Source organism: Mesorhizobium helmanticense, assembly GCF_003034915.1.
In the GTDB taxonomy this organism is placed as follows: Bacteria; Pseudomonadota; Alphaproteobacteria; order Rhizobiales; family Rhizobiaceae; genus Mesorhizobium; species Mesorhizobium helmanticense.
Genome location: NZ_PZJX01000046.1, coordinates 42,062 through 65,031, shown reverse-complemented (window position 1 = coordinate 65,031; position 22,970 = coordinate 42,062). Strand labels below are relative to the sequence as shown.

The window sequence follows — 22,970 nt, the reverse complement described above, 5'->3', positions numbered from 1 at the left end:
CTTCATTCCTCCCTGTGGTTGGACCGATGACGGCCGGATCTCCTCCCGGCCGGTTCTATTCAGCAACCTCCATGGTTGCGGGGCTCTCACCGAAATTGCGTGAGAATCGAAGTTGCGACCGACGCAGATGTTCCTGCATCGCCGCCTTTGCCCTTGCCGGATCGCGCGCCGCTATTGCGTCGCGCACCGCGCGATGCTCTGCCGCGGCGGCCCGCCATGAGTCCTTGTTCTCGAAATAGCTCGAGAGACGTTCGAAATAGGGGTTCATGCGCTGGTCGAACATCTCGCCGATAAAACGCACCAGCACCGCGTTGCCGAGGATGCCCGCCACCGTCGTATGGAATTCCCGGTCAAGCATGATGGTCGTCGTGGCAGGCAGGCTTATGTCGTCCATCCGGCGCAGCGCATCGTCCAGCAGATCGAGATCGGTCGGCCGAACCTGGAGAGCGGCTTCCGCGGCGATCGCACCTTCGATGAACTCCCGCGCCCGCAGCAGTTCGAACGGGCCTTCATCCGTTTCTGCGGCGAGTATTTCGGCGCGCGGCGGGGCAGTGACGTAGATGCCAGAGCCGACGCGAATGCGTATGCGGCCCTCAACCTCGAGCGCAATTAGCGCTTCACGCACCGTCGGACGCGAGATTCCCAACTGGTCGGCCAATTCCCGCTCCGTCGGCAGACGATCGCCAACGCCAAACTCACCAGAACCGATCAGCTGCCTCAGTTGATCGGCGACCTGTCGATAGAGCCGACGCGGCTCAACAGCCTGGATAGGCATCGCTCCTGCTCCCGAAGTCGTCTTCTCTCCAATTTGGTAAATTGGTCTGGCCAATTGACCTTTAGCGGGTGAACAGCACGAGTCAAGAGCGATGCCGATATCTCCGCTCTGCAAGCTGGCAGCTTCCTTACTTCGTGTCCCAAAAACTGCCTGGTGCAGTCGGCCCAAAGTCGACGCCAGACTACCTACGCGGCGACTACCCGCTTCTTGTGCCGAGCGCCGGCTTGCTCCTGTCGCAACGCGCCATTTCGCGAGGCCACAAAACACCGCCCATTAACCTTTCGTTAACCATGCCTGGCCTAGCGTTTAACCACTCAGTAAGGATTCGCCGCCAGTGACCTTTGCCGCCCCCCTCGAGGCCAAATCCATCCGCTTTCGCGCCCGCTCCTTCGTCGCCTTCACGCTGACGCCGGAAGCGCCGCTTTCGGAGTGGCTGGAGAGCCTCGACCGCTGGATCGGCAATTCGCCGGGCTATTTCACCGGCCGCCCGGTGCTGCTCGATCTCAATGTGCTGAAGCCCGAGGTGAGCCAGATCGAGACGCTGGTCGTCGAGCTCGGCCATCGCGGCATCCGCATCTATGCCATCGAGCTCGAAGGCGGCGCGGCACTTGGCGCCCACCTGCCGCCGGCGCTGATCGGCGCCAAGGAGGCGACGTCGGACGGACTGCTGGCCGGCGCCAAGGCTGCCGCGGGCAAGCCGGAAGAGGCGAAGGCGGACGAGGGCAGTCAGACGCGGCTGGGCGGCGACACGCTGATGGTCAAGACGCCGATCCGCTCGGGCCAGTCGGTGTTCCACGCGCATGGCGACGTCATCGTGCTGGGTTCCGTCGCCTCCGGGTCCGAGATCGTCGCCTCCGGTTCCATCCATGTCTATGGCACGCTGCGCGGGCGCGCTTCGGCCGGCGTGCTCGGCAATTCGGCGGCGCGCATCTTCTGCCGCAGGAACGAAGCCGAATTGCTGTCGGTGGATGGCTGGTACTGCACCGCCGAGGAGATGGAGCCGTCCGTGCGCGGCAAGGCGGTCCAGGCATTTCTCGACAATGACACGCTGCGCATCGCGGCGCTCGGCTGACAAGACAACAACAAAGGAGGCATTTTTCATGGGCAAGGTAGTGGTGGTCACGTCGGGCAAGGGGGGCGTCGGCAAGACGACCTCGACGGCGGCACTGGGCGCCGCGGTCGCCAAAACCGGCAAGAAGGTGGCCCTGGTCGACTTCGACGTCGGCTTGAGGAATCTCGATTTGATCATGGGCGCCGAGCGGCGCGTGGTCTTCGACCTGGTCAACGTCATCCAGGGTTCGGCGAAACTCTCGCAGGCACTGATCCGCGACAAGCGGGTCGAGACGCTGTTCCTGCTGCCGGCCTCGCAGACGCGCGACAAGGATGCGCTGACCGAGGAGGGCGTCGGCGAGGTGATCGAGCGGCTGCGCTCGGTGTTCGACTATGTCTTCTGCGACAGCCCGGCCGGCATCGAGCGTGGCGCGCAGCTGGCCATGCGCTTTGCCGACGAGGCGGTCATCGTCACCAACCCGGAAGTCAGCTCGGTGCGCGATTCCGACCGCATCATCGGCTTGCTCGACGCCCGCACCATGAAGGCCGAGCAGGGCGAGCAGATCGCCAAGCACGTGCTGGTCACGCGCTACGATGCGGGGCGCGCCGCGCGCGGCGAGATGCTCAACATCGACGATGTGCTGGAAATCCTGTCGACGCCTCTCTTGGGCATCATCCCCGAGAGCCAGGACGTGCTCAGGGCTTCCAACCTCGGTTCGCCGGTGACGCTCAGCGAACCCCTGAATTCCGCCGCCCGCGCCTATATCGACGCGGCCAAAAGGCTCGAGGGCGAGGACTTGCCGGTCGTCGTGCCGTTCGAGCGCAAGGGCTTCCTCGACCGGCTGTTGGGAAGGAGGGCGGCATGAACCTGCTCGAACTCTTCAGGCGGCGCGGCAGCGCGCCGGTGGCGCGCGAGCGGCTGCAGGTGCTGCTCGCCTATGAGCGCCGCAGCCGCAGCCAGCCAGATCTGGTTTCCATCCTGCGCGAGGAGATCATGGCGGTCATCGCCAAGCACGTGCAGATCGACCAGGATTATCTGAAGGTCTCGATGGATCGCGGCCAGACGATGTCGACGCTGGAGATCGATATCCAGATCCCCAACAAGAGTGCAGCCCCGCTGGCGATGGCGGGATAAACTGCCCTCTCGCGCCTGATCTTGGGCGGGGAGGCGGTGCCTTACCAGCCCCACCTCTGCCGACCCGAATGGCAGCACTGTTGTCTTGGTGGAGCGGCGCCGGCATCCCGCCGCCGCTACCCCAGCCACCACCACAGCAGGCCAAGCACCGCCAGCACGCCGGCCAGCAACAGGCCCAGCATGATGTAGGCGCCCTTGATGATGTCGCGGATGATCTTCTTGACGCTTTCGCGGTCATTAAGGTTCGGGAACGGCTCGGCCGGTTCGGCCACGCCGAGAAACCGGCAGAGCGGTCCCCAGCCATCGGTCACCTTGAACACCAGCAGCTTTTCCGGCGGCACGGCGGCCCTTACCTCCTCGGTGTAGGCGTTGTAGCGCGCGACTGCCTTGTCGCGGTCGCCCATCACGCCGGCCAGCGTACGGCCCCAGATCAGCTTGCGCGACATGTCGCCGAATTTTGCACCGAACGGCGTCAGCCACTCCAGGATCTTGAACTGCCAGACATTCTCGGTGAAGTAGATCGTGTCGATCGTGCTGTCGTACCAGGCTTCGGCGCCGCGCGGGTGCAACGTCAGCAGCACCTTGGCGTCGGGGTTTGCGGCCAGCAATTCCTTCCACACGCAGCATCCTGGATTGTCGACCGTCGCGGTGTAGTTGGCAAAGACCCGGTTCCAGTCCTGCCTGCTGCCCGGCGGGCTGTTCGCCACCATGCGCCAGAAGTCGAGATGGCCCTTGTTGGCCTTGTTCAGGATCACTTCCTGCATGTGATAGCAGGGCAGACCGAGCCGGTTCAGCGCGGCGAAGGTCGACCATGTGCCGGTGCGGCCGAAACCGGCCCCGATGAGCTTGAGCGTCATTCCCCATCCCCCCGATCGGAGCGTCGCGCGTCCTGGACGCGCAAAGGACCCCCTCGAATCCGCATCGTGCCTTTTCCGAAAATCGATTCTAATTTCGCGGCAGATGCGATGGACTCATACTCTTTTATGTCAGTCCACGGCGATTATGGTGCGCCCAGACGCGTCGGCGCGCAACGAATTTCCATCATCCCTGCCCGTAACGGATTTTGCTGCTTTTTTGAGGGGGCCAGCGGACGCCAGGGAGCGTCGCGACCGGCGAGTGCCACGAATCATTAGGAATTGTTGAAATGTCTTCGGGTCCGTTAACCAATAGACCTGATGGTCTAGACCTGGTGCTCGTAGTTAGGTGCGGACTTGTTAGGTTCTGGGAACGTGCATTGGACGTTCCGTTACTTTAGTCAAACAATATATATCGCTCTGATACTTATGGGCTAGAGGAGGGCCGATGTAAAACGTTACCCGCGGCCTGCCCGACCTCGTCCGGGGTGGAATTCCGATGCTTCCGGCCGCGCCGGCTGGCGGTTCAGATGGGCACTGGCCGATGGCAGCCTGGAGATGTAAAAGCCGTCCGACGACAGGTCGGTAAGGCACTATCGGATGCGCGCCGGTCGAATGAGGAATGGCATGGCCATTGACGCTTCCGGATCGCCACGCGTGATCCTTTTGCTTGGCAGCGCGCCCGATGTGGTGCGCTGCGAGACCTGGCCAAAGCAGGCCTTCAGCAGGATCGTCGCCATCAACAACGCCTGGCGCGTGCGCCCCGACTGGGATTTCCTCGTCCATGCCGGTGATTTCCCGCCGGACCGGCTGCCCCGGGGCGACGTCCTGCGGCAGGCCGAGATTTTCAGCGCCGCGCATTACGTGCCGGCGCAGAACGCCTTTGGCGGCTTCGTCTATGCCGGCGGCACCATGGCGATGACGGCAGCCTACTGGACCATCCACAGCCAGAAGCCCGACGTGCTGGCGTTCCTCGGCTGCGACATGATCTACGACCAGCCCGGCAACACGCATTTCTACGGCATCGGCCGTGCCGATCCGCTGCGTGACGACCCGACGCTGCGCAATCTCGAGGCCAAGTCGGCGCGCCTGCTCGTCCAGGCGCTCAGGCGGGATTGCCTGTGCGTCAACCTGTCCAACCTGCCGCGCAGCCGGCTGATCCTGCCCAGGCTGGCAGTCGATGAATTGAGCGGACTTTCCCATTCGAGAATTGCCGCAATGAAGGCGGAGATTCTTGCCGGCATCGAACTCGACAAGGCCGACAGGGCCGAGGAGATCGAACAAGACCTTGGCTATTTCTACGAGGACGGCATGTACTGGAAGCATCTCGACGAGATCGACGAGACGTATCTCGCCGATATCGACCGGCTGTGGATGTCGGCTGTGGAGAGGGCCTAACCGGCAGCTTGAGCGCTCAGCTCACTCAGCCGCGAGCTTGTCCTGCGTCCTGGTCTCGAAATCGCTGGCGTCGTGGCGCTCGTGCAGCTGCATGGCGGGTTCGCCGAAGGCTCGGTTGACCATGCGGCCGCGCTGCACCGCAGGCCGCGCGTCGATGGCGTCGGCCCAGCGCTGGACGTTCTTGTATTCCTGCACCGAGAGGAACTCGCCGGAATCGTTGTACATGCGGCCGAGCGCCAGTCCGCCATACCAGGGCCACACCGCCATGTCGGCGATGGTGTAGTCGGCGCCGGCCAGATATTCGGTCTCGGCAAGCCGCCGGTCGAGCACGTCCAACTGGCGCTTGACCTCCATGGCGAAGCGGTCGATGGCATATTCGATCTTTTCCGGGGCATAGGCATAGAAATGGCCGAAGCCGCCGCCGAGATAGGGGGCCGAGCCCATCTGCCAGAACAGCCATGACAAGGTTTCGGCGCGCGCCGGCTGCTCGGTCGGCAGGAATTCGCTAAATTTCTCGGCGAGATAGACCAGGATCGAGCCGGACTCGAAGACGCGGATCGGCTTCTTGCCGCTGCGGTCCATCAGCGCCGGGATCTTGGAGTTGGGATTGACCTCGACGAAGCCGCTGCCGAACTGGTCGCCGTCATTGATGCGGATCAGCCAGGCGTCGTATTCGGCGCCGCTATGGCCGAGCGCCAGAAGCTCCTCCAGCATGATCGTCACCTTGACGCCGTTCGGCGTCGCCAGGGAGTAGAGCTGCAGCGGATGCTTGCCGACCGGCAGTTCCTTGTCATGCGTCGGGCCGGCGATCGGCCGGTTGATCGAGGCGAAGGCGCCGCCATTCGCCTTGTTCCAGGTCCATACTTTCGGCGGTGTGTATTCGGTCATCTCGGGAGGCCTCGTTTTTGGCGGGAGGGTCTTGGCAGGGCAGTTTGCGCGATCAGAGGTCGGTTCGGATAGGATTGGTCTACACCAAGCTACAGATAGCGCGGATGGCGGAAAGTTCAACTTGCGTTGAACTATTGTTGAAGCCGGCGCGAGGTCCTCCTTCTCCCACAAGGGAGACAAACGAAGTCTGCCCTTGCGCGCGACCATGAGCGCCATACCTATAGAGGATACCGGGCCTAGCCGGCCCTCATGATCATTGCCGGGACAAAAGCATGCCTATCGATACTATCTTGCGGTCCATCGTGGCCGTGCGCGCCTCAATTCCCGACGATGCCTTCACCGCCAATGCGCTGGGTACAAGCCGGGAAGGCAGCGGCGTCGTCATCCGCGACGACGGGCTGGTGCTCACCATCGGCTATCTCATCACCGAGGCGGAGGAGGTGTGGCTGACCAGCCATGACGGTCGCGTGGTGCCGGCGCATGCGCTCGCCTACGACCAGGAAACCGGCTTCGGCCTGGTACAGGCGCTGGCCCCCCTCGGGCTGCCCGCGGTGGCCCTCGGCGACGCGGCCAAGGCCGGTGTGGGCGATCCGGTCGTGCTCGCCGACGGCGTCGGCCGCTCGGTCAGGGCGCATATCGTCACCAAGCAGGAATTCGCCGGCTATTGGGAGTATCTGCTGGATGAGGCGATCTTCACCGCGCCGGCGCATCCGTCCTGGGGCGGTGCCGCCCTCATCGGACAGGATGGCAGCCTGCTCGGCATCGGCTCGCTGCTCCTGCAGATGAGCCGCAATGGCGAGGTCGCCGATATCAACATGATCGTGCCGATCAACCTTTTGCCGCCCATTCTCGACGATCTCCTGACGCGCGGCCAGGTCGCCAAGCCGCCGCGCCCATGGCTCGGCGCCTTCTCGGCCGAGAGCAATGGCGAGGTCGTGGTGATGAGCGTCGCCGAAGGCGGCCCGGCGGCCCAGGCCGGCCTGCGCCAGGGCGACATCATCTCGGATGTGCGCGACGGCGAGGTCGACGGTCTGGCCGATTTCTATCGCAAGCTGTGGCAGAACCCGGCCGGCGCGGAGATCCCCTTGCGGGTGGTGCGCGATGGCCGCGAAACCTGGCTGCGGGTAAAATCCGCCGACCGCAACAGTTTTCTGAAGAAGCCGCATTTGCAGTAGCGAGGCGTAGGAACTGCCCCGGCATTCGCCTTCCGACGATCACTCACCGCAAGCGGCAAAGCCCGTGCCTGTATTCCATTCCGCGAAGGGGATGACCTTGCCTTCGACCGACACGGTCTTGTGCACCGTCGTGCCGTCCGGCTGTTTCTTGCTGCTTTTGCCCTTGCCGGTCAGCACGTTGTAGTCGCAGGCGCTTTCGACATTGTCCTTCAGATAGTCGTGATAATCATAGGCATAGCCGGCGACGATGAAGGCGCCGTTGCGCCATTCTATCGTCAGCGTCTCGTTGGTGCGCTCGCTGCCTTGCGGCATCGCCGGCAGATACAGCCTGATCGAGCCGTTGGGCAGCGCGGTCAGCTCCGGCTCGGTGTCGGAGGCCTCATAGCCCGGCCGGTCGTAGCCGTTCCATTCCCCGTAGATCCGCTCACGCACGATGCCGGCCGGCTTGAGAAAATTGTGCTCCTTATCCCCAAGGAAGAAATACATGTCCATCGGGTCGGTGGGCTCGGTCTCGACGATCATCGCCAGGTCGGTGGCGCCGTCGCCGTTGAAGTCGCCGGTAAGCGCTGTGATGATCTTCTGGCTTTCGATCGGTTCGGCCATGGCCGCGCCGCAGAGTGGAGAACTTGCCAGCAGCAAGGCAAGGCCGACAAGCATCGATCGCATGGCATATCCCGAGGTGGGGGTGAAATGTCTGGAATGAAAACAGGACGATAGAAGATTTTGCGGAAGTTACATCACTGCGCGGAGATCCGCCATGGGCGTCGAGGAACAGCGTCCAGGCGTTTGACTATGCTCGGCCTGATGTCTTGTCCTCGCCAAATATCCCGGTCACCCAGTCGATGAACACGCGTACGCGCGGCGCGAGCTGGCGGTTCTGCGGGTAGAGCGCCGATACCGGCGTCGGCGCCGGCGGAAATTCCGGCAGCACTTCGACAAGAATGCCCTTGGCGAGATCCGCGGCGAAGCGATAGTGCGGCGCCTGCACCAGGCCGAAGCCGAGGCGTGCCAGTTCCGCCATCGTATCGGAGCCGTTGACCGTTACCCGGCTCGGCAGCGTGACATGGCGCAACGCGTCGCCAATGGTGAATTCGAGCGGCATCACCTCGCCGGTCCGCGACGAGCGGAAGCCGACCATCAGATGGCCTCCAAGATCGTCAGGGGTTGTCGGCATGCCGTGCTTTTCGAGATAGGCGGGGCTGGCGCAGGTGACTTCGCGCAATGTTGCCACCCGGCGCGCGATCATGCCGCTGCCGGCCTGTTCGCCGGAGCGCAGCACGCAGTCGACGCCTTCACGCACCAGGTCGACCAGCCGGTCGCCATCGCCGATATGCAGGTCGATCCTGGGGTAGCGGTCGAGGAATTCGGCGAGCCGCGGCAGGATGAAGTGGCGGGCCATGAAGCCGTGCACGTCGATCCTCAAAAGGCCTTGCGGCTGCGCCGACTGAAGGCCGGCCTCGGCATCCTCGACATCGGCGAGGATGGCGAGGCAGCGCTGGTAATAGGCCTGGCCGTCCAGCGTCGGGGTGACGTGACGCGTCGTGCGCTCGAGCAGCCTGACCCCCAGCCGCGCCTCCAGTTCCTTGATCGCCTCGGTCGCGGTCGAGCGCGACAGGCCGAGGTCGGCGGCGGCCGCGGTGAAGCTGCCGCGCTCGATCACGCGGACAAGGAGGCGCATCCGGTCGAGACTGTCCATGTCAATTGTTCGCCATATCCGAATGGTGTTGGCAAGTCCTGGGCGATTATCCCGCAAGATTTATCGCCTATTTTAAGTCGACAAGAATTGGAGAGCTGACATGACCAGGCAGAATGGAAAGGCGGCGCTGGTGACCGGCGCCTCGAAAGGCATAGGCGCCGAAATCGCCAGGAGGCTGGCGCGCGACGGTTTTTCAGTCGTCGTCAACTACGCCAGGGGCGCCGAAGCCGCCGAAGGCGTGGTGCGCGAGATCGAGGCGGCGGGCGGCACGGCGATCGCCGTCCAGGCCGATGTCGGCGATCCCAAGGGCATGGCGCGTTTGTTCGACGCAGCCGAGCAGGCCTTTGGCGGTCTCGACGTGCTGGTCAACAATGCCGGCATCATGAAGCTTTCGCCGCTCGCGCAGATGGACGACGCCGGCTTCGAGCAGCAGGTCGCGGTGAACCTCGGCGGCGTCTTCCGCGGCATGCGCGAGGGCGCAAGAAGGCTGCGCGACGGCGGCCGCATCATCAGCTTCTCGTCCAGCGTGGTCGGGCTCTACCAGCCGACCTACGGTGTTTACGCCGCGACCAAGGCCGGCGTTGAGGCGATGACGCATGTGCTGGCCAAGGAACTCGGGCCGCGCGGCATTACCGTCAATGTCGTGGCGCCGGGGCCGGTGGCGACCGAGCTGTTCCTCGGCGGCAAGTCCGACGCGCTGGTCGAGACGATCACCAAGATGATCCCGCTGGGCCGGCTCGGCCAGCCCGCCGACATCGCCGGCGTTGTATCGTTCCTCGCCGGACCGGACAGCGGCTGGATCAACGGCCAGGTGCTGCGCGCCAATGGCGGCACGGTCTGACTTTTCTCCAACAACCCACAGGAAATCGACATCATGCCGTTTGCAAATTTCAAGGTGCCTGAGCGCGCGCTGTCCACCGGACAGAAGGAGGACCTCGTCCACAAGACCACAGCCCTGTTCGTCGAGATGTTCGGCGAAAACGTGCGCCCCTACACGATGGTGCTGATCGAGGAGGTCGCCGATGGCGGCTACGGCCGGGCCGATGTGGTGTTCAGGATTCCGGAGGGGTGAAGTCGCCAGCCTTGCAACGGCGGCTTGGTTGCTGCTTCATCATGTGAAGGCGGGCAGCGAGGAGGAAATCGATGGCGCTTCCACAAAGGCGCGTCTTCTAATGGCCCCGGTCAAGGTCGACCCAGACAAGGTGCACGAATTCAAGGATGCCGGGAGTTTCCATGCCTGGCTCGGCAAGCATCACGACACGGAAACCGAGGTCTGGATCAAAATCCACAAGGTGGGTTCGGGGCTGGCGTCGATCACGCAGAAGGAGGCGATCGACGTGGTGCTGTGCTTTGGCTGGATCGATGCCGTGCGCAAGGGGCTCGACGAGAAAAGCTATCTGCAGCGCTACACGCCGCGCGGCAGGAGAAGCATCTGGAGCCAGATCAACATCGACAATGTCGCCCGGCTGATCGAGGAGGGGCGGATGACCGGGCACGGATTGATACAGGTCGAGGCGGCCAAGGCCGACGGTCGCTGGGACCGCGCCTACAGAAGCGGGGATATGCAGATCCCGAGCGATCTCCAGGCGGCGATCGACGCCGAGCCGAAGGCGAGGGAGATGCTGGCCAGGCTCAGCGCGCAGAACCGCTTCGCGCTCGCCTTCCGCACGCACAATATGAAGACCGAAGCCGGACGCAGGAAGAAGATCGAGACCTTTGTCGAGATGCTGAAGCGCGGCGAGACGATCTACCCGCAGGGGAAGAGGTAAACCTGGCCGCTGGGCGGTCTACAGGCCCGCGCCCGCAAGGATGATCCCGAAACCGGCGAGGCAAATAGCGCTTGCTCGTCGCAATAACCGCTGGCTGAGAAGGCTGGAGCCGCTGCGGCGAACCACAAGCCCGGTGACGATCCAGGCGGCCCCGGCCAGGCAGACAAGCACGGCGATCTCGACCAGAAACCGGATCGTCGTGCCCTCGGACTGAACGAGCAGGGCGACGATCATCGCCTTGGGGTTGACGAGCGTGGTAACGAAAACCTGCCTCGCCGTCACAAGCCGGCCATCGATACCATCGTCACTCCCTGTCCAGACGCGGTAGGCAAGCCAGAGCAGCCACAGAACGGCGCAGATCTTCATGCCGGTCCGTATTTCGACCTGGCTGCCTGTCGCGACCAGGGCAGTGAGTGCGGCAACCGCCAAGATCACCACCACATAGGCGAGCACGGCCGCGCCCAGCATCGGGACAGCGCGCCGCAGCCCCGATGAAACAGCCGAAAAGGCCAGCAGAATGTTGGTTGGTCCCGGCGTCAGCAGCAGCCCGCCCAGTGCCAGCAGATCGAGGTCGAGCATCCCGGCCGTTGTCCTGTGCAAAGTCAGTCGCTGGCACCGTTAGCGGCAGCGGCCCCGGGTGTCGAGTTGATACGCTGCCGCTCCTTCAAAGTGAGGGCGGGCAATGCCACCATCGCCAGGGGCGACCCCTCACGCAGTCGTGACCAACCAGCCGGGGCGGGGCGCGGCATGCTACGAAAATAGCATTCTCGGGCCTTGGGGTGGATGCTAGGCTCGCTGCCCGTGCATCCCAGGCACGCAGCGGCGTGATCCCGCTAGATGGAGGAATAGCAAGCGGGACGCTGCCCGTATTCTCAAGAAATCGGACGGTCAAGTTGAACCATGGTCAGGCTGCCGCGTTTGCCGCGGTTGGCCATAAGGGAGGAAAATACCGGTGAAAGCGTCCTATCTCGTTTCTGTCGCGCTGCTGGCGGCGACCGCGATGCCTGCGGCAGCGGGCGAAATCTCCGACGGCAAGGTCAAGATCGGCATCCTCAACGATCAGTCGGGCGTCTACGCCGATTTCGGCGGCAAATGGTCGGTCGAGGCAGCCAAGATGGCCGTCGAGGATTTTGGCGGCAAGGTCCAGGGCGCGCCGATCGAGGTCATCAGCGCCGACCACCAGAACAAGCCGGACATAGCCTCCAACATCGCGCGCCAATGGTACGACACCGAGCAGGTCGATGCGATCATGGAACTGACGACGTCCTCGGTGGCGCTTGCCGTGCAGGGCCTTTCCAAGGAAAAGAAGAAGATCGACATCGTCACTGGCGCGGCTTCGACCGACCTTACCGGCAAGCAATGCTCGCCCTATGGTTTCCACTGGGCCTACGACACCCATTCCCAGGCAGTCGGCACCGGCGGCGCGCTGGTGCAGCAGGGCGGCGACAGCTGGTATTTCATCACCGTCGACTACGCCTTCGGCTATTCGCTGAAGGAGCAGACCGCCAAGGTCGTCGAGGCGAGCGGCGGCAAGGTGCTGGGCGAGGTGCGTTATCCCTTGGGCTCTACAGACTATTCGTCCTTCCTGCTGCAGGCGCAGTCTTCCGGCGCCAAGATCATCGGCCTTGCCAATGCCGGCCTCGACACTTCCAACTCGATCAAGCAGGCGGCTGAGTTCGGCCTCGTCGCCGGCGGCCAGCGGCTCGCCGCACTTCTGTTCACGCTGGCCGAGGTGCACGGGCTTGGTCTGCAGGCAGCACAGGGCGTCGTGCTGACCGAAGGCTATTACTGGGACCGCGACGACAAGAGCCGCGATTTCGCCGACCGCTTCTTCAAGCGCACCAACAGGATGCCGAACATGATCCAGGCCGGAACCTATTCGGCGGTGACGCAGTATCTGAAGGCCATCGACAAGGCCGGCACCGACGAGACCGAGGCGGTGGCCAAGCAACTGCACGAGATGCCGGTCGACGACGTCTTCACCGCCAACGGCAAGGTGCAGGCCGACGGCTCGATGGTGCACGACATGTATCTCTATCAGGTCAAGAAGCCAGAGGAGAGCAAGAAAGACTGGGACTATTACACCTATCTCGCGACCATTCCGGGCGACCAGGCCTTCATGAAGGCCGAGGATAGCGGCTGCCCGCTCGTCACCAAGTGATGTCGGCAACGGCTCTGGCCGCCCGGCCGGACAGTGCTGAGGACAGGCCGCGGGTGGTGCTTTCCGCCCGCGGCCTCAGGCGCGACTTCGCCGGTTTCGTCGCGGTGAAGGACGTCGACCTCGACGTCCACCACGGCAAGATCCACGCGCTGATCGGGCCGAACGGCGCCGGCAAGACCACCATCTTCAACCTGCTGACAAAATTCCTGCAGCCGACCAGCGGCAGGATCGAACTGCTGGGCACGGACATCACCCGGACCTCGCCGGCCAGGGTGGCGCGGATGGGCCTGGTCCGCTCGTTCCAGATATCGGCGATCTTTCCGCATCTGAGCGTCCTCGACAATGTGCGCGTCGCGCTGCAGCGGCCGGGCGGGCTGGGCTTCCAGTTCTGGCGCTCGCTGGCGGCGCTCGACGAACTCACGCCGCGGGCGCGGGAGTTGCTCGGCATCGTCGGCCTCGACGATGCGGCGCACCGGCTCGCCGGCGATCTCTCCTATGGCAGGAAGCGCGTGCTGGAGATCGCCACCACGCTGGCGCTCGACCCGAAGGTGCTTTTGCTCGACGAGCCGATGGCCGGCATGGGGCACGAGGATGTCGGCACGATCTCCGGGATCATCCGTGGGCTGGCGCGCGATCGCGCCGTGCTGATGGTCGAGCACAATCTGACCGTTGTCGCCGATCTCTGCGACTGGATCACTGTGATGCAGCGCGGCGAGGTGCTTGCGGCCGGCGATTATGCGACGGTGAGCCAGGATGAGCGGGTCCGGGTCGCCTATATGGGGACGGAGCATGAGTGAGCCGCTGCTTGCCGTGCGCGACCTCCATGCCTGGTACGGCGAGGGCCATGCGCTGCATGGCGTGAACCTCGACGTCTATCGCGGCGAGACCGTGACCTTGCTCGGCCGCAACGGCGTCGGCAAGACCACCACGCTGCGCGCCATCATGGGGCTGGTTCGCAAGCGAGAGGGAAGCGTCTTCTTCAACGGCAGCGACTTGATCGGCCTGCCGTTGCACCGCGTCGCCCATCAGGGCCTCGGCTTCGTGCCCGAGGAACGCGGCATCTTCGCCACGCTGAGCGTCGACGAGAACCTGGTCCTGCCGCCGGTGGTGGCCGAGGGCGGCATGAGCGTCGAGGAGATATTCGACCTCTTCCCCAATCTGAAGGAGCGCCGCAACAGCCCGGGCACCAGGCTGTCCGGCGGCGAACAGCAGATGCTGGCGATCGCCCGCATCTTGCGGACGGGCGTGCAGATGCTGCTTCTCGACGAACCCACCGAGGGTCTCGCGCCGGTCATCGTGCAGCGCATCGGCGAATTGCTGGCGACCTTGAAGAAGCGCGGCATGACGATCCTGCTGGTCGAGCAGAATTTCCGCTTCGCCGCCCGCATTGCCGACCGCTTCTATCTGATGGAGCACGGCAAGGTGCTGGAGGGGTTCCCGGTCGCGGAACTCGCCGCGCACACCGAAACGCTGCACGAGGTGCTGGGGGTATGACGGCGCCATGACGATGATCTTCGGCATCCCCATCCAGGCCCTGCTCGGACAGTTGCTGGTCGGGTTGATCAACGGCTCCTTCTACGCCATGCTCAGCCTCGGGCTGGCCGTCATCTTCGGCCTGCTGCGCATCATCAATTTCGCCCATGGCGCGCTCTACATGCTCGGCGCCTTCATCGGCTATCTCCTGCTCGTCCATCTCGGCATCGGCTATTTGCCGGCGCTGATCCTGGTGCCGCTTGCCGTCGGCGTCTTCGGCATGGCGGTCGAACGCGCGGCGCTGTCCAGGCTCTACCGGCTCGATCCGCTCTACGGCCTGCTCTTCACGTTCGGCATGGCGCTGGTCATCGAAGGCGTGTTCCGGTTCTACTACGGCGTCTCGGGCAATCCCTATGCCGTGCCGTCGCTGCTTGCCGGCGGCACCAATCTCGGCTTCATGTTCCTGCCCAACTATCGCGGCTGGGTCGTGGTGGCCTCGCTTGTCGTCTGCATCGGCACCTGGCTCCTGATCGAGAAGACCAGGCTCGGCTCCTACCTGCGCGCCGCGACGGAGAATCCGGAACTCGTCCAGGCGTTCGGCGTCAACGTGCCGCTGCTGCTCACGCTCACCTACGGGCTTGGCGCGGCACTCGCCGGCCTTGCCGGCATTCTGGCGGCGCCCGTCTACCAGGTCAGCCCGCTGATGGGGTCGGATCTGATCATCGTCGTCTTCGCGGTCGTCGTGATCGGCGGCATGGGCTCGATCCTCGGTGCCATCGTCACCGGCTACATGCTCGGCCTCGCCGAGGGCCTGACCAAGGTGTTCTATCCCGAGGCGTCGAACCTCGTCGTCTTCGTCATCATGGCGATCGTGCTTCTGTTGCGGCCGGCCGGCCTGTTCGGAAGGGATGCCTGAGATGAGCGAACTGACGCTTCAAGACGAGCGCAACGCTGCCTCGGTCAGGCTGGAACGGGCCTTGGTGGCGCTGGGCATAGTGGCGCTGATTGCGGCGCCCTTCTTCGTCTACCCGATCTTCATCATGAAGATGCTGTGCTTCGCGCTGTTTGCCTGCGCCTTCAACCTGCTGCTCGGCTATACCGGGCTGCTCTCCTTCGGCCATGCCACCTTTTTCGGGGGAGCGGCCTATTTCTGCGCCTATGCCGTCAAGGCATGGGGCTGGCCGCCCGAGGCCGGCATTCTGCTCGGCATGGGCGGCGCGGCGGTGCTCGGGCTGGTCATGGGTTTCTTCGCCATTCGCCGGCAAGGCATCTATTTCGCCATGATCACGCTGGCGCTGGCGCAGATGTTCTACTTCTTCTGCGTGCAGGCGCCGTTCACCGAAGGCGAGGACGGCATCCAGGGTGTGCCGCGCGGCACTCTCTTCGGCATCCTCGACCTGAATGTTGCGATGAACATGTACTATGTCGTGCTGGCCATCTTCCTGATCGGCGTGTTCGCCATCTGGCGCATCGTCAATTCGCCCTTCGGCATGATCCTGCGCTCGATCCGCGAGAACGAAAACCGCGCCATCTCGCTCGGCTATTCGGTCGGACGGTACAAGCTTGCCGCCTTCGTCATGTCGGCGGCGTTGGCGGGGCTTGCGGGCGCCACAAAGGCAATCGTGTTCCAGTTCGCGACGCTCACCGACGTCACCTGGCAGATGTCGGGCGAGGTCATCTTGATGAACCTGCTCGGCGGTATCGGCACCATGGCCGGGCCGGCCGTCGGCGCCGGCCTCGTCGTCGGCCTGGAAAACACGCTTGCCACGTCGGGCTTTCCGGTGACCATCGCCACCGGGCTGATCTTCATGATCTGCGTGCTCATCTTCAGGCGCGGCATCGTCGGCGAACTCTATGCGCGGTGGCTGGCACCGGCTGAAGGGGGCGAGGGCGGCAAGGGCTGATTGCGCCAGATTGAGCTGCTTGCGCGAAGGCCGCGCGCCCTATACCGCGTCTTCGCCCGTCTTCTCGATTTCCTTGAGGTAAAACACCTTGCTCGGCTGCAGATGGTCGACGCAGAGCTGGGCCAGCACCCAATTGTCCCTACGCTTCATTGCCTCGATCATGAGCCAGTGGTGCTGGCGCGAGACTTCGAGCTCCTCGCGGTCCGCCAGCGAGTTGGCCCGCACCGGCAGGCTGAGCCGCATGTAATGATCGATCGACGACACCAGGTAGTCGTTGCCGCAGGCAGACAACATGGTCAGGTGGAAGCGGTCGTTGGTCTCATGGATGCCGCGCAGATAGTGGGCGTCGACATGGGCGCTGTAGGCGCGGTGGATCTCCATCAGTTCGGCGATCAAGGCCTCGCTCGCCGGCAGCGGGATCATCAGCGCCGCCTGCCGCTGCAGGAGTTCGCGCACTTCGTAGATCTGGCGCACTTCGTCCGGCGACAGCCGCCGCACCGCCGCGCCCTTGTTGCGCTCGCGGGTGACGACGCCGAGCTTTTCGAGCTGGTAGAGCGCCTGGCGGATGGTGTGGCGCGACACCGGGAAGCGGGCGAGCAGCACGTCCTCGACCAGTCGCGCGCCGGGCTCCAGCCTGCCGAAGATGATGTCTTCCTCCAGCGCCCGCACGATGTCGGCTTCCTTGCCGCCATAGTCAGCCGGGTTGAGCATCTTCAAGTCCTCGCGCCGTTCGCAGCGGCCACTCTGACCGCAGAGCGAGCCTTCTCGGTATTAGCAGAAATCTAAATCATGATTATTGATAATATTGACCGCTTGCCCTGGCAGTGAACAGACTAATCCGGCGGCTCGATCGAAATGCCATGGCCGCCGCGGCGCCGCTTGCAGTAACGGTTTCTTCTCTGATTTTGCTGCACAGTGGCGGAGATCGGAGGGCGGACCAGGGCATGGCCGACGACAAGACGCGCAATGGGGAGTTCTGGGCGCTGGCGCTTGAACGCGCGCATCTAGGCGTCTGGGACTGGGATTTGCGGAGCGGCGACTGTTTCTATTCGCCAATGTGGTCGCAAATGCTTGGCTATGGCGAGGGTGAGCTTGCCATGACAAGCGATCTCTGGCTGCGGCTGACGCATCCCGACGATCGTGAGCAAGCGGTGGCCAGCGGCGAACGCCATCTCGCCGGTCAGACCGATTCCATCGAGACCGAGATCAGGCTGAAGCACAAGGACGGCCACTGGGTATGGGTTCTCGATCGCGGCGGCGTGGTCGAGCGCGATGCCGAAGGGCGGCCTCTTCGGGTGATGGGCGTTCAAACCGACATCACCAAGCAGAAGGAAGCGGAAGCTGAGCTCGAACAGGTCAATGCGCGCTTTCGCCTGGCATTGGCGGCCAGCGGCACCGGCATCTGGCACCACGATCTGGCCACGCGCAAAAGCTATTGGGATGCCCGCACCAGGGAGATCTTCGGCTTCGTCTCCGATACCGACGAGGTGCCGCGCGACCTCTGGCACAGCTATCTTCATCCCGACGACAGGGACGCCGCCGAGCTGGCCCACTTGGCGCCGCTGCAGACAAGTGACGTCGTCGCCTCGCAATACCGCATCATCCGGCGCGACGGCGAGATCCGGCATATCGAATCCCTGCTGCGCTTCATCGCCGACATGCAATCGTCGGGCCAGATCCTGGGTACGGTGCGCGACATCACCGAGGCGAAGCGGCGCGAGCACGAACTGGCCCATGCGGCTCACCACGACGCCCTGACCGGCCTTTTGAACCGCGTCGCCTTCGACCGGCTGCTGGCCGACGACATCGCAACGGGGCGGCAGTTTCCACTCGCGGTTTTCTACATCGATCTCGATTACTTCAAGGCGCTCAACGACTTTGCCGGCCACGCCGCCGGCGACCTCGCGCTGAAGAGCGTCGCCGAAGGTATTCTGGGCTGCCTGCCATCGTCGGCGCATGCGGCGCGCCTCGGCGGCGATGAGTTCGCGCTGCTGGTGCCCGATTGCGATGCAAGGCAGGCCGAGAGGCTCGCCGGCGCCGTTCTCGCAGCGGTTCGCAACGCTGACCTCGGCTCGACGGCGACGTCGCGCAAGCTCGCCGCCAGCGTCGGCATCGCCTTCATTGAGGACCGGAACACCACCGTGGTCGACGCGCTCGCCTGCGCCGACGACGCCTGCTATGCGGCCAAGGCTGCCGGGCGCAATCGTTTCGCGGTGTTTTCCGCCGGGTCAGCATCCGGTTCTGGCGGTCTGAACGCGGCGCGGCTGGCGGCCGACACCGTCGATGCCATGGAAGATGGCAGGCTGAAATTGTTCGGCCAGGAAATCCACCGGCTCGGAAAGCCCTGGCAAGAGAGCCGCCAAGTCGAAGTCCTGGCGCGGCTCGTCGGGCGCAGTGGAAAGCTGATCCAGCCGGGCGAATTCATCCCGGTGGCGGAGCGGTTCGGCATCGCATCAAGGCTTGATCGCTGGATCATCAGGACGGCGCTGTCGCTGCATGGGCCGGCGCTGAAGTCCGGGGCGCTCACGCTCGGCTTCAACCTGTCGGCGCAGACGCTGAGCGACCCGCAGCTTTGGGACTTCGTCGACGCCGCCATCGATGAAGCTGGCGCGCCGCATTTCGGCATCGGCTTCGAGATCACGGAGACGGCCGCCGTCACCAATTTCGGTGCCGCCGAAGAGTTCGTGCGCAAGGCGCGCGAGCGGCATTGCCGCGTCAGCCTCGACGATTTCGGGGCAGGGATGAGCTCGTTCGAATATCTCAGGCGCTTTCCCGTCGACCAGATCAAGATCGACGGCTCCTTCATCGAACATATCGCGCAAAGCCGTTTCGATCGCGAAATCGTCTCGGCCATCTCCGCTATCGCCAAAAGCCTCGGCTGCTCCGTGGTGGCGGAAAAGGTCGAGCGGCAGGACACGCTGGAGATCCTCCAGGAGATGGGCGTTGCCTTCGGTCAGGGGTATTTGCTGCACCGGCCGGAGCCGCTGGAGGCGATCGTGGCGCGGGCGACCGCGCAAGCGATCTTGCCGGTTGGCCGGAGAGCTTAGCATTTGCGGCTGGATGCCTCCAGGCGCCGCGTTGCAAAGTTCCCGGCGGTTCCGGCAAGCGGCTTCCTTCCGTGTCGATCGCGAGCAATCATGGAACTTTTAGGTGCGGCTTATGTTCTGTTCTCGCGGTCCCGTCTTTTACGGCGTGACCCCGCAGGAGGAGCACGTCATGAACAATATTATCTGGTTGGTCGGTGCTGTGGTGATCGTATTGGTGATACTGAGTTTCCTTGGCCTAAGATAGGTGGGTGGGCGAACGTCCGTCTAACGTGGGAGTTCGTCAGGGCTTTCCCGGCGGGCGATATCGGATCGACTTTGCCTTGCCCAGGGCTTGCATCGTCTCTTCGACGCTGAGCAGAACGGTGGTCTCGTACGAGCTGAGCGCTCCTCCCGCACCAATGGCAAGCACGACAGATGCCATCGAAACATTGTCTGGCGCCTCCCACAGGTTCCAGCCATCGTGCTCTCCGAAAGCGTACCAGAACCCGTGCAGCTTTCCGCCCGCTGCTTCGATGTAGGTACGGGCTGCGTCACGCCGATCCTCGGGGTTTTCGATCATGCGCGCCCAGGTCTCGGGCGTATAGCTGAATCGTGAGAGATACATGGGCATGGTTCGTCTCCTGGGGCCTTCGATCCATAGCGGCTCGGCGTCGGGGGGATCGAGGGGGGGACTGGCGCCGAGCCTAACCGGCTTGGGTCGTTCACCGGCTGACTAAATATGCGCTTAAGCTAATATAAGTGCAATGCCGATGAACGTGCTCCGAGGTCGATCAGGCCGATCTTGAGGGCAAGAGTCCGCCGTATGTCTATGCGGTAGCGCGCAGCAGAAACAGTCCCGGGCCGAAAAATGAACGTGCTCAGCCAGCGTTATTCCAGCCGTTGGGAATTTGGAACGTTATCGCTGGCATTTTGCTTAGCTCCAGGCTGAGGCGAGGACCAGAGAGGCCTCAAAGATCTGATCTCCGTTCGCGTCCCGCACCTTGACGACGATCTTCAGATTGTCGCCGTCCGACACCTCGTCGCGCGCGACATCGTGCAATATCCGCAGCGCTTCCATCCCCGCCCTTTCCCGGGTGGGAAAGAGCTGTCCTTCGCCATCCATTTGGGTGTGCTCAGTGTTGTAGAGGTCGAAATAGAAACGTTCCATGCGACAGGATCCGGCATCATAAACTTCAATTCGTGTCCGCGCTCATGGTTCCAATCGCGCCGGAGACAAGGCCTTGGAAGAGATCCGGTGCAGATGCCGGAGGCGGCGATGGTTGGCTTGCTGCAACCACCCTTGACTTCCAACGTTTCATCCAGGCGTTAAAAGCAGGATCGGAAATCTTGGATGCTGGAGTCGCTTTATCTCAATCTCGGCCAGCACGACGCCCTCTCGGAGGGCGAGCAGGCGCTGCTTGCCAGTGCCATGTCGACCGAAAAATATTTCGCCACCGGCGAGGATATCGTTTCGGAAGGTTCGAGGCCGATTTACAGCACACTCATCGTTGACGGCCTGGCCGCGCGCTACAAGGTGCTGGAAGATGGCGGGCGGCAGTTCACCTCCCTGCAGGTACCCGGCGATTTCGTTGACCTGCATGCTTTTCTTCTGAAGACGATGGACCACGGCATCATCGCGCTGTCGCCATGTCACGTCATCGCCGCCGAGCACAGCAAGCTGCGCACCATTACCGAGCAGGCTCCTCATCTCACCCGGCTGCTTTGGCTGGATACACTTGTCGATGGCGCGATCCACCGGGAATGGATCGTGGCCATGGGCCGGCGCTCCAAGATATCGCATCTGGCCCATCTCATTTGCGAACTCTTTATCCGGCTTCAGGTGGTCAAACGGACCGACGGGATGAGTTTCCTGCTTCCTCTGTCGCAGGCGGAACTGGCTGACGTGCTGGGGCTGTCGGTCGTCCACATGAACCGGGTCATCGGCACGCTGCGCAAGATCGGCGTGATTGGCTGGGCAAACCACAAGGTAACGATACTGGACTGGCAGCGGCTTGTCGAAATAGCCGAATTCGATCCCACCTATCTCAGCATGAATCGTGAGCCGAGATAGGCCAGGATCCGCGGCCTGCTATTGCGGGTCCCGATGTGTGGGCTTCCACGCGGTAAGGGAGGCGATATCGACGGTGACAAGGCCGCCCGCCTTGAAGGTGACCCTGCCTTTGCCCTGGTCGACGTCCGTGACATGGCCGACTATGGCAATCTGATCGCCCGGTTTGGCGCCGGCCGGAGGCTCGATCGCGAAAGGGAAATTATGGGTAGGGATCCTGACACGCGCGCGACCACTGCCGAGCACTTTCAGGACGGTGCCATTCACGATCACTTCGTCGCCAACCCTAAGGATCCAAGCCATGCGCGAGACCGTCTATCATCGGCCGGACCGATCACGTTGCACCTGGCCGTCCGGCGCGCACAACTCGTCCAGCATGGCAAGCGCGCTCGACGGCTTCGCGGGCTTCAGCAAACCCTGTTCGACCGCGGCTTTGGCGAAGGCGTCGAAAGCAATGGCCGGGCGGCAAATGCCATTCAGGGCATCGTCCACCAGCCTGACCGCCGCGGTATAGGGCGCGGCTTGCTTGTTCGCCCATTTGCCATCAAGCGCCTTCCTGGCATCGGCGATCGATGAAACCACCATCGAGTCACCGTCCACGAATTTAATGGTCAGTGGCAGGAACGTGCTCATCAGTACTCACCATCCAAACCATTCTCTTGTACGCCACAGCAGCCCCACGAAGGGCGCGAGCAGGAAAAGAGCGGCGCCCAAGACCAGAATGGGATTACTTGTCTGAAACGATTTCATCACTGCCACCCGCATAGGATTTGGATCGCGATAAACGAAGATAACCGGCGATGGTTGCATCCATTATATTGCTCGCCGGTCGGCTTGGCGGGCGTGGTCGGTGCGGGGCAATTCACGCGGCTTTGGCGGGGCGTCGTCGGCGAGCGAGTTGCGGATCGGCCTGACCGACGGTGGCGGGATGGGGGGATGCCTGCGCTGCAAAGTGGCCGACAATCTGTCAAGCAAGTCTCCAATCTCCATGGGCTTCTTCTCCTCCCGATAGCCCCCCGCCGAGATTGACTATCACCTCGGGGCAGCCGTTCGCATTTAACTTTGATATGTCTCCGGGAACGATTGGGCCGAGCGTTGTGCAGGGAGGGTTCTCGGCTGTGTCGGCCCGCTCCAACGAACCCCGGTGAGACGGCGGCCGACCTTTTCGATCGGCATGCGTTGTACCTTTGGAACGAGGGAGGAACCGACGCTGAAGAAATTCGACACGTCAAAGACGGTGCGCAAGCAGCGCCGCGTGCAACGCAAGGTCGACATCGACGACCGCGCCAAGGCGAAACCCAAACCGGATGGCGCCCCGGCCTATGTGTTCCTGGCCTCGCCGCAATGCTCCAGCCACATCACTGGCGAGATCCCGCCGATCGTGGGCGGAGAGGGGCTTCGGATATCGGGCTAATTCTGCCGCCTGGTGCCGGCAGATATCGTCGCCTCCGCCGAGCGCTGGGCTTCGCGCATGATCTTCAGCGCTTCGTCCCGGGTCAGTCCGCACTTTCGAGCGAAGTAGGCCGCCTCGTAGGCTTCCGCCGGAGAAACCGCGGAAACACCAGACAGTTCCAGTTTCGATTTCTTCTTGGCCATGC

At 63.4% G+C, this 22,970-nt stretch carries 28 protein-coding genes; 16 read left to right on the top strand and 12 right to left on the bottom strand.

All coding sequences use genetic code 11. The features are described from left to right. Nucleotides 1-55 precede the first annotated feature (55 nt). Complete coding sequence (locus C9427_RS25135; protein WP_107651770.1) at nt 56-775, bottom strand: FadR/GntR family transcriptional regulator; 720 nt, start codon at nt 773-775, stop codon at nt 56-58. A gap of 334 nt (nt 776-1,109) precedes the next feature. On the opposite strand from C9427_RS25135, the gene minC reads away from it, so the two are divergent. The 3 genes from minC to minE are packed head-to-tail and all read left to right on the top strand — an operon-like array spanning nt 1,110 to nt 2,960. Continuing rightward, nucleotides 1,110-1,847, top strand: coding sequence for a septum site-determining protein MinC (gene minC / locus C9427_RS25130; protein ID WP_107651769.1), 738 nt, complete (start codon nt 1,110-1,112; stop codon nt 1,845-1,847). A 28-nt stretch (nt 1,848-1,875) separates the two neighbouring features. Then, nucleotides 1,876-2,691, top strand: a complete 816-nt coding sequence (gene minD, locus C9427_RS25125; RefSeq protein ID WP_008876959.1) for a septum site-determining protein MinD — start codon at nt 1,876-1,878, stop codon at nt 2,689-2,691. Further along, nucleotides 2,688-2,960: a cell division topological specificity factor MinE gene (gene minE, locus C9427_RS25120; protein ID WP_107651768.1), complete on the top strand. Its 273-nt coding sequence runs from the start codon at nt 2,688-2,690 to the stop codon at nt 2,958-2,960. Before minD ends, minE begins: the two co-directional genes overlap by 4 nt. Nucleotides 2,961-3,076: 116 nt before the next feature. On the opposite strand, the gene C9427_RS25115 is transcribed toward minE, so the two are convergent. Further along, nucleotides 3,077-3,817: a sulfotransferase family protein gene (locus C9427_RS25115; protein WP_107651767.1), complete on the bottom strand. Its 741-nt coding sequence runs from the start codon at nt 3,815-3,817 to the stop codon at nt 3,077-3,079. Nucleotides 3,818-4,441: 624 nt separating this feature from the next. Between C9427_RS25115 and C9427_RS25110 the strand changes: the two genes are divergently transcribed. Next, nucleotides 4,442-5,212 carry a hypothetical protein gene (locus tag C9427_RS25110; RefSeq protein ID WP_107651766.1) on the top strand — a complete coding sequence of 257 codons (771 nt, stop codon included), beginning with the start codon at nt 4,442-4,444 and terminating at the stop codon, nt 5,210-5,212. Nucleotides 5,213-5,233: 21 nt separating this feature from the next. Here the strand turns inward: C9427_RS25110 and yghU are convergent, their stop codons facing one another. After that, nucleotides 5,234-6,100 (bottom strand): glutathione-dependent disulfide-bond oxidoreductase, encoded by an 867-nt coding sequence (yghU, locus tag C9427_RS25105; protein WP_107651765.1) that lies wholly within the window; start codon nt 6,098-6,100, stop codon nt 5,234-5,236. 272 nt (nt 6,101-6,372) lie between these two features. Here yghU and C9427_RS25100 point away from each other — a divergent pair, with 272 nt between their 5' ends. Next, nucleotides 6,373-7,275, top strand: coding sequence for a S1C family serine protease (locus C9427_RS25100; protein ID WP_107651764.1), 903 nt, complete (start codon nt 6,373-6,375; stop codon nt 7,273-7,275). A gap of 39 nt (nt 7,276-7,314) precedes the next feature. Here the strand turns inward: C9427_RS25100 and C9427_RS25095 are convergent, their stop codons facing one another. Both C9427_RS25095 and C9427_RS25090 read right to left on the bottom strand, forming a co-directional pair. Further along, complete coding sequence (locus tag C9427_RS25095; RefSeq protein ID WP_107651763.1) at nt 7,315-7,941, bottom strand: hypothetical protein; 627 nt, start codon at nt 7,939-7,941, stop codon at nt 7,315-7,317. Between the two features lie 124 nt (nt 7,942-8,065). Continuing rightward, nucleotides 8,066-8,971, bottom strand: coding sequence for a LysR family transcriptional regulator (locus C9427_RS25090; protein WP_107651762.1), 906 nt, complete (start codon nt 8,969-8,971; stop codon nt 8,066-8,068). 100 nt (nt 8,972-9,071) lie between these two features. Between C9427_RS25090 and C9427_RS25085 the strand changes: the two genes are divergently transcribed. The 3 genes from C9427_RS25085 to C9427_RS25075 all read left to right on the top strand — a co-directional run bounded on the left by C9427_RS25085 (nt 9,072) and on the right by C9427_RS25075 (nt 10,740). Beyond that, nucleotides 9,072-9,812 carry an SDR family oxidoreductase gene (locus C9427_RS25085; protein ID WP_107651761.1) on the top strand — a complete coding sequence of 247 codons (741 nt, stop codon included), beginning with the start codon at nt 9,072-9,074 and terminating at the stop codon, nt 9,810-9,812. Between the two features lie 33 nt (nt 9,813-9,845). After that, the gene (locus C9427_RS25080) at nt 9,846-10,043 is read left to right on the top strand and encodes a tautomerase family protein (protein WP_107651760.1); all 198 of its coding nucleotides are present in this window, start codon (nt 9,846-9,848) and stop codon (nt 10,041-10,043) included. Between the two features lie 100 nt (nt 10,044-10,143). Then, entirely contained in the window at nt 10,144-10,740 is a 597-nt protein-coding gene (locus C9427_RS25075) for a YdeI/OmpD-associated family protein (RefSeq protein ID WP_107651781.1), read from the top strand. An 18-nt stretch (nt 10,741-10,758) separates the two neighbouring features. Here the strand turns inward: C9427_RS25075 and C9427_RS25070 are convergent, their stop codons facing one another. Beyond that, nucleotides 10,759-11,319, bottom strand: coding sequence for a LysE family translocator (locus C9427_RS25070; RefSeq protein ID WP_107651759.1), 561 nt, complete (start codon nt 11,317-11,319; stop codon nt 10,759-10,761). A 373-nt stretch (nt 11,320-11,692) separates the two neighbouring features. Here C9427_RS25070 and C9427_RS25065 point away from each other — a divergent pair, with 373 nt between their 5' ends. Genes C9427_RS25065 through C9427_RS25045 form a run of 5 tightly spaced genes read left to right on the top strand, consistent with a single transcriptional unit; the run spans nt 11,693 to nt 16,278 of the window. Then, on the top strand, nt 11,693-12,901 hold the full coding sequence (locus C9427_RS25065; protein ID WP_107651758.1) for an ABC transporter substrate-binding protein: 1,209 nt from the start codon (nt 11,693-11,695) through the stop codon (nt 12,899-12,901). Beyond that, nucleotides 12,901-13,698 carry an ABC transporter ATP-binding protein gene (locus C9427_RS25060; RefSeq protein ID WP_107651757.1) on the top strand — a complete coding sequence of 266 codons (798 nt, stop codon included), beginning with the start codon at nt 12,901-12,903 and terminating at the stop codon, nt 13,696-13,698. The genes C9427_RS25065 and C9427_RS25060 overlap by 1 nt, the downstream gene beginning before the upstream one ends. Continuing rightward, nucleotides 13,691-14,395, top strand: coding sequence for an ABC transporter ATP-binding protein (locus tag C9427_RS25055; RefSeq protein WP_107651756.1), 705 nt, complete (start codon nt 13,691-13,693; stop codon nt 14,393-14,395). The genes C9427_RS25060 and C9427_RS25055 overlap by 8 nt, the downstream gene beginning before the upstream one ends. Before the next feature lie 7 nt (nt 14,396-14,402). Then, on the top strand, nt 14,403-15,290 hold the full coding sequence (locus C9427_RS25050; RefSeq protein ID WP_107651755.1) for a branched-chain amino acid ABC transporter permease: 888 nt from the start codon (nt 14,403-14,405) through the stop codon (nt 15,288-15,290). A 1-nt stretch (nt 15,291) separates the two neighbouring features. Then, entirely contained in the window at nt 15,292-16,278 is a 987-nt protein-coding gene (locus C9427_RS25045; protein ID WP_107651754.1) for a branched-chain amino acid ABC transporter permease, read from the top strand. Nucleotides 16,279-16,317: 39 nt separating this feature from the next. Here the strand turns inward: C9427_RS25045 and C9427_RS25040 are convergent, their stop codons facing one another. Next, nucleotides 16,318-16,989, bottom strand: coding sequence for a GntR family transcriptional regulator (locus C9427_RS25040; RefSeq protein ID WP_107651780.1), 672 nt, complete (start codon nt 16,987-16,989; stop codon nt 16,318-16,320). Nucleotides 16,990-17,222: 233 nt separating this feature from the next. Here C9427_RS25040 and C9427_RS25035 point away from each other — a divergent pair, with 233 nt between their 5' ends. Further along, a complete protein-coding gene (locus C9427_RS25035; RefSeq protein ID WP_107651753.1) occupies nt 17,223-19,325 on the top strand; it encodes an EAL domain-containing protein in 2,103 nt (700 codons plus the stop codon). 280 nt (nt 19,326-19,605) lie between these two features. Here C9427_RS25035 and C9427_RS25030 read toward each other — a convergent pair whose 3' ends face one another. Next, a complete protein-coding gene (locus tag C9427_RS25030) occupies nt 19,606-19,935 on the bottom strand; it encodes a GYD domain-containing protein (protein ID WP_167434475.1) in 330 nt (109 codons plus the stop codon). Nucleotides 19,936-20,238: 303 nt separating this feature from the next. Next, nucleotides 20,239-20,472 (bottom strand): DUF6894 family protein, encoded by a 234-nt coding sequence (locus C9427_RS25025; RefSeq protein WP_097576377.1) that lies wholly within the window; start codon nt 20,470-20,472, stop codon nt 20,239-20,241. A gap of 183 nt (nt 20,473-20,655) precedes the next feature. On the opposite strand from C9427_RS25025, the gene C9427_RS25020 reads away from it, so the two are divergent. Further along, entirely contained in the window at nt 20,656-21,375 is a 720-nt protein-coding gene (locus tag C9427_RS25020) for a Crp/Fnr family transcriptional regulator (protein WP_107651751.1), read from the top strand. 18 nt (nt 21,376-21,393) lie between these two features. On the opposite strand, the gene C9427_RS25015 is transcribed toward C9427_RS25020, so the two are convergent. Continuing rightward, nucleotides 21,394-21,639 (bottom strand): hypothetical protein, encoded by a 246-nt coding sequence (locus C9427_RS25015; RefSeq protein WP_146172591.1) that lies wholly within the window; start codon nt 21,637-21,639, stop codon nt 21,394-21,396. Nucleotides 21,640-21,690: 51 nt separating this feature from the next. Then, on the bottom strand, nt 21,691-22,005 hold the full coding sequence (locus C9427_RS25010; protein ID WP_107651749.1) for a DUF982 domain-containing protein: 315 nt from the start codon (nt 22,003-22,005) through the stop codon (nt 21,691-21,693). A gap of 511 nt (nt 22,006-22,516) precedes the next feature. On the opposite strand from C9427_RS25010, the gene C9427_RS25005 reads away from it, so the two are divergent. Further along, nucleotides 22,517-22,786, top strand: coding sequence for a hypothetical protein (locus C9427_RS25005; protein WP_208636417.1), 270 nt, complete (start codon nt 22,517-22,519; stop codon nt 22,784-22,786). On the opposite strand, the gene C9427_RS25000 is transcribed toward C9427_RS25005, so the two are convergent. After that, on the bottom strand, nt 22,783-22,968 hold the full coding sequence (locus C9427_RS25000; RefSeq protein WP_107651748.1) for a hypothetical protein: 186 nt from the start codon (nt 22,966-22,968) through the stop codon (nt 22,783-22,785). The genes C9427_RS25005 and C9427_RS25000 overlap by 4 nt on opposite strands. Nucleotides 22,969-22,970: the final 2 nt, after the last annotated feature.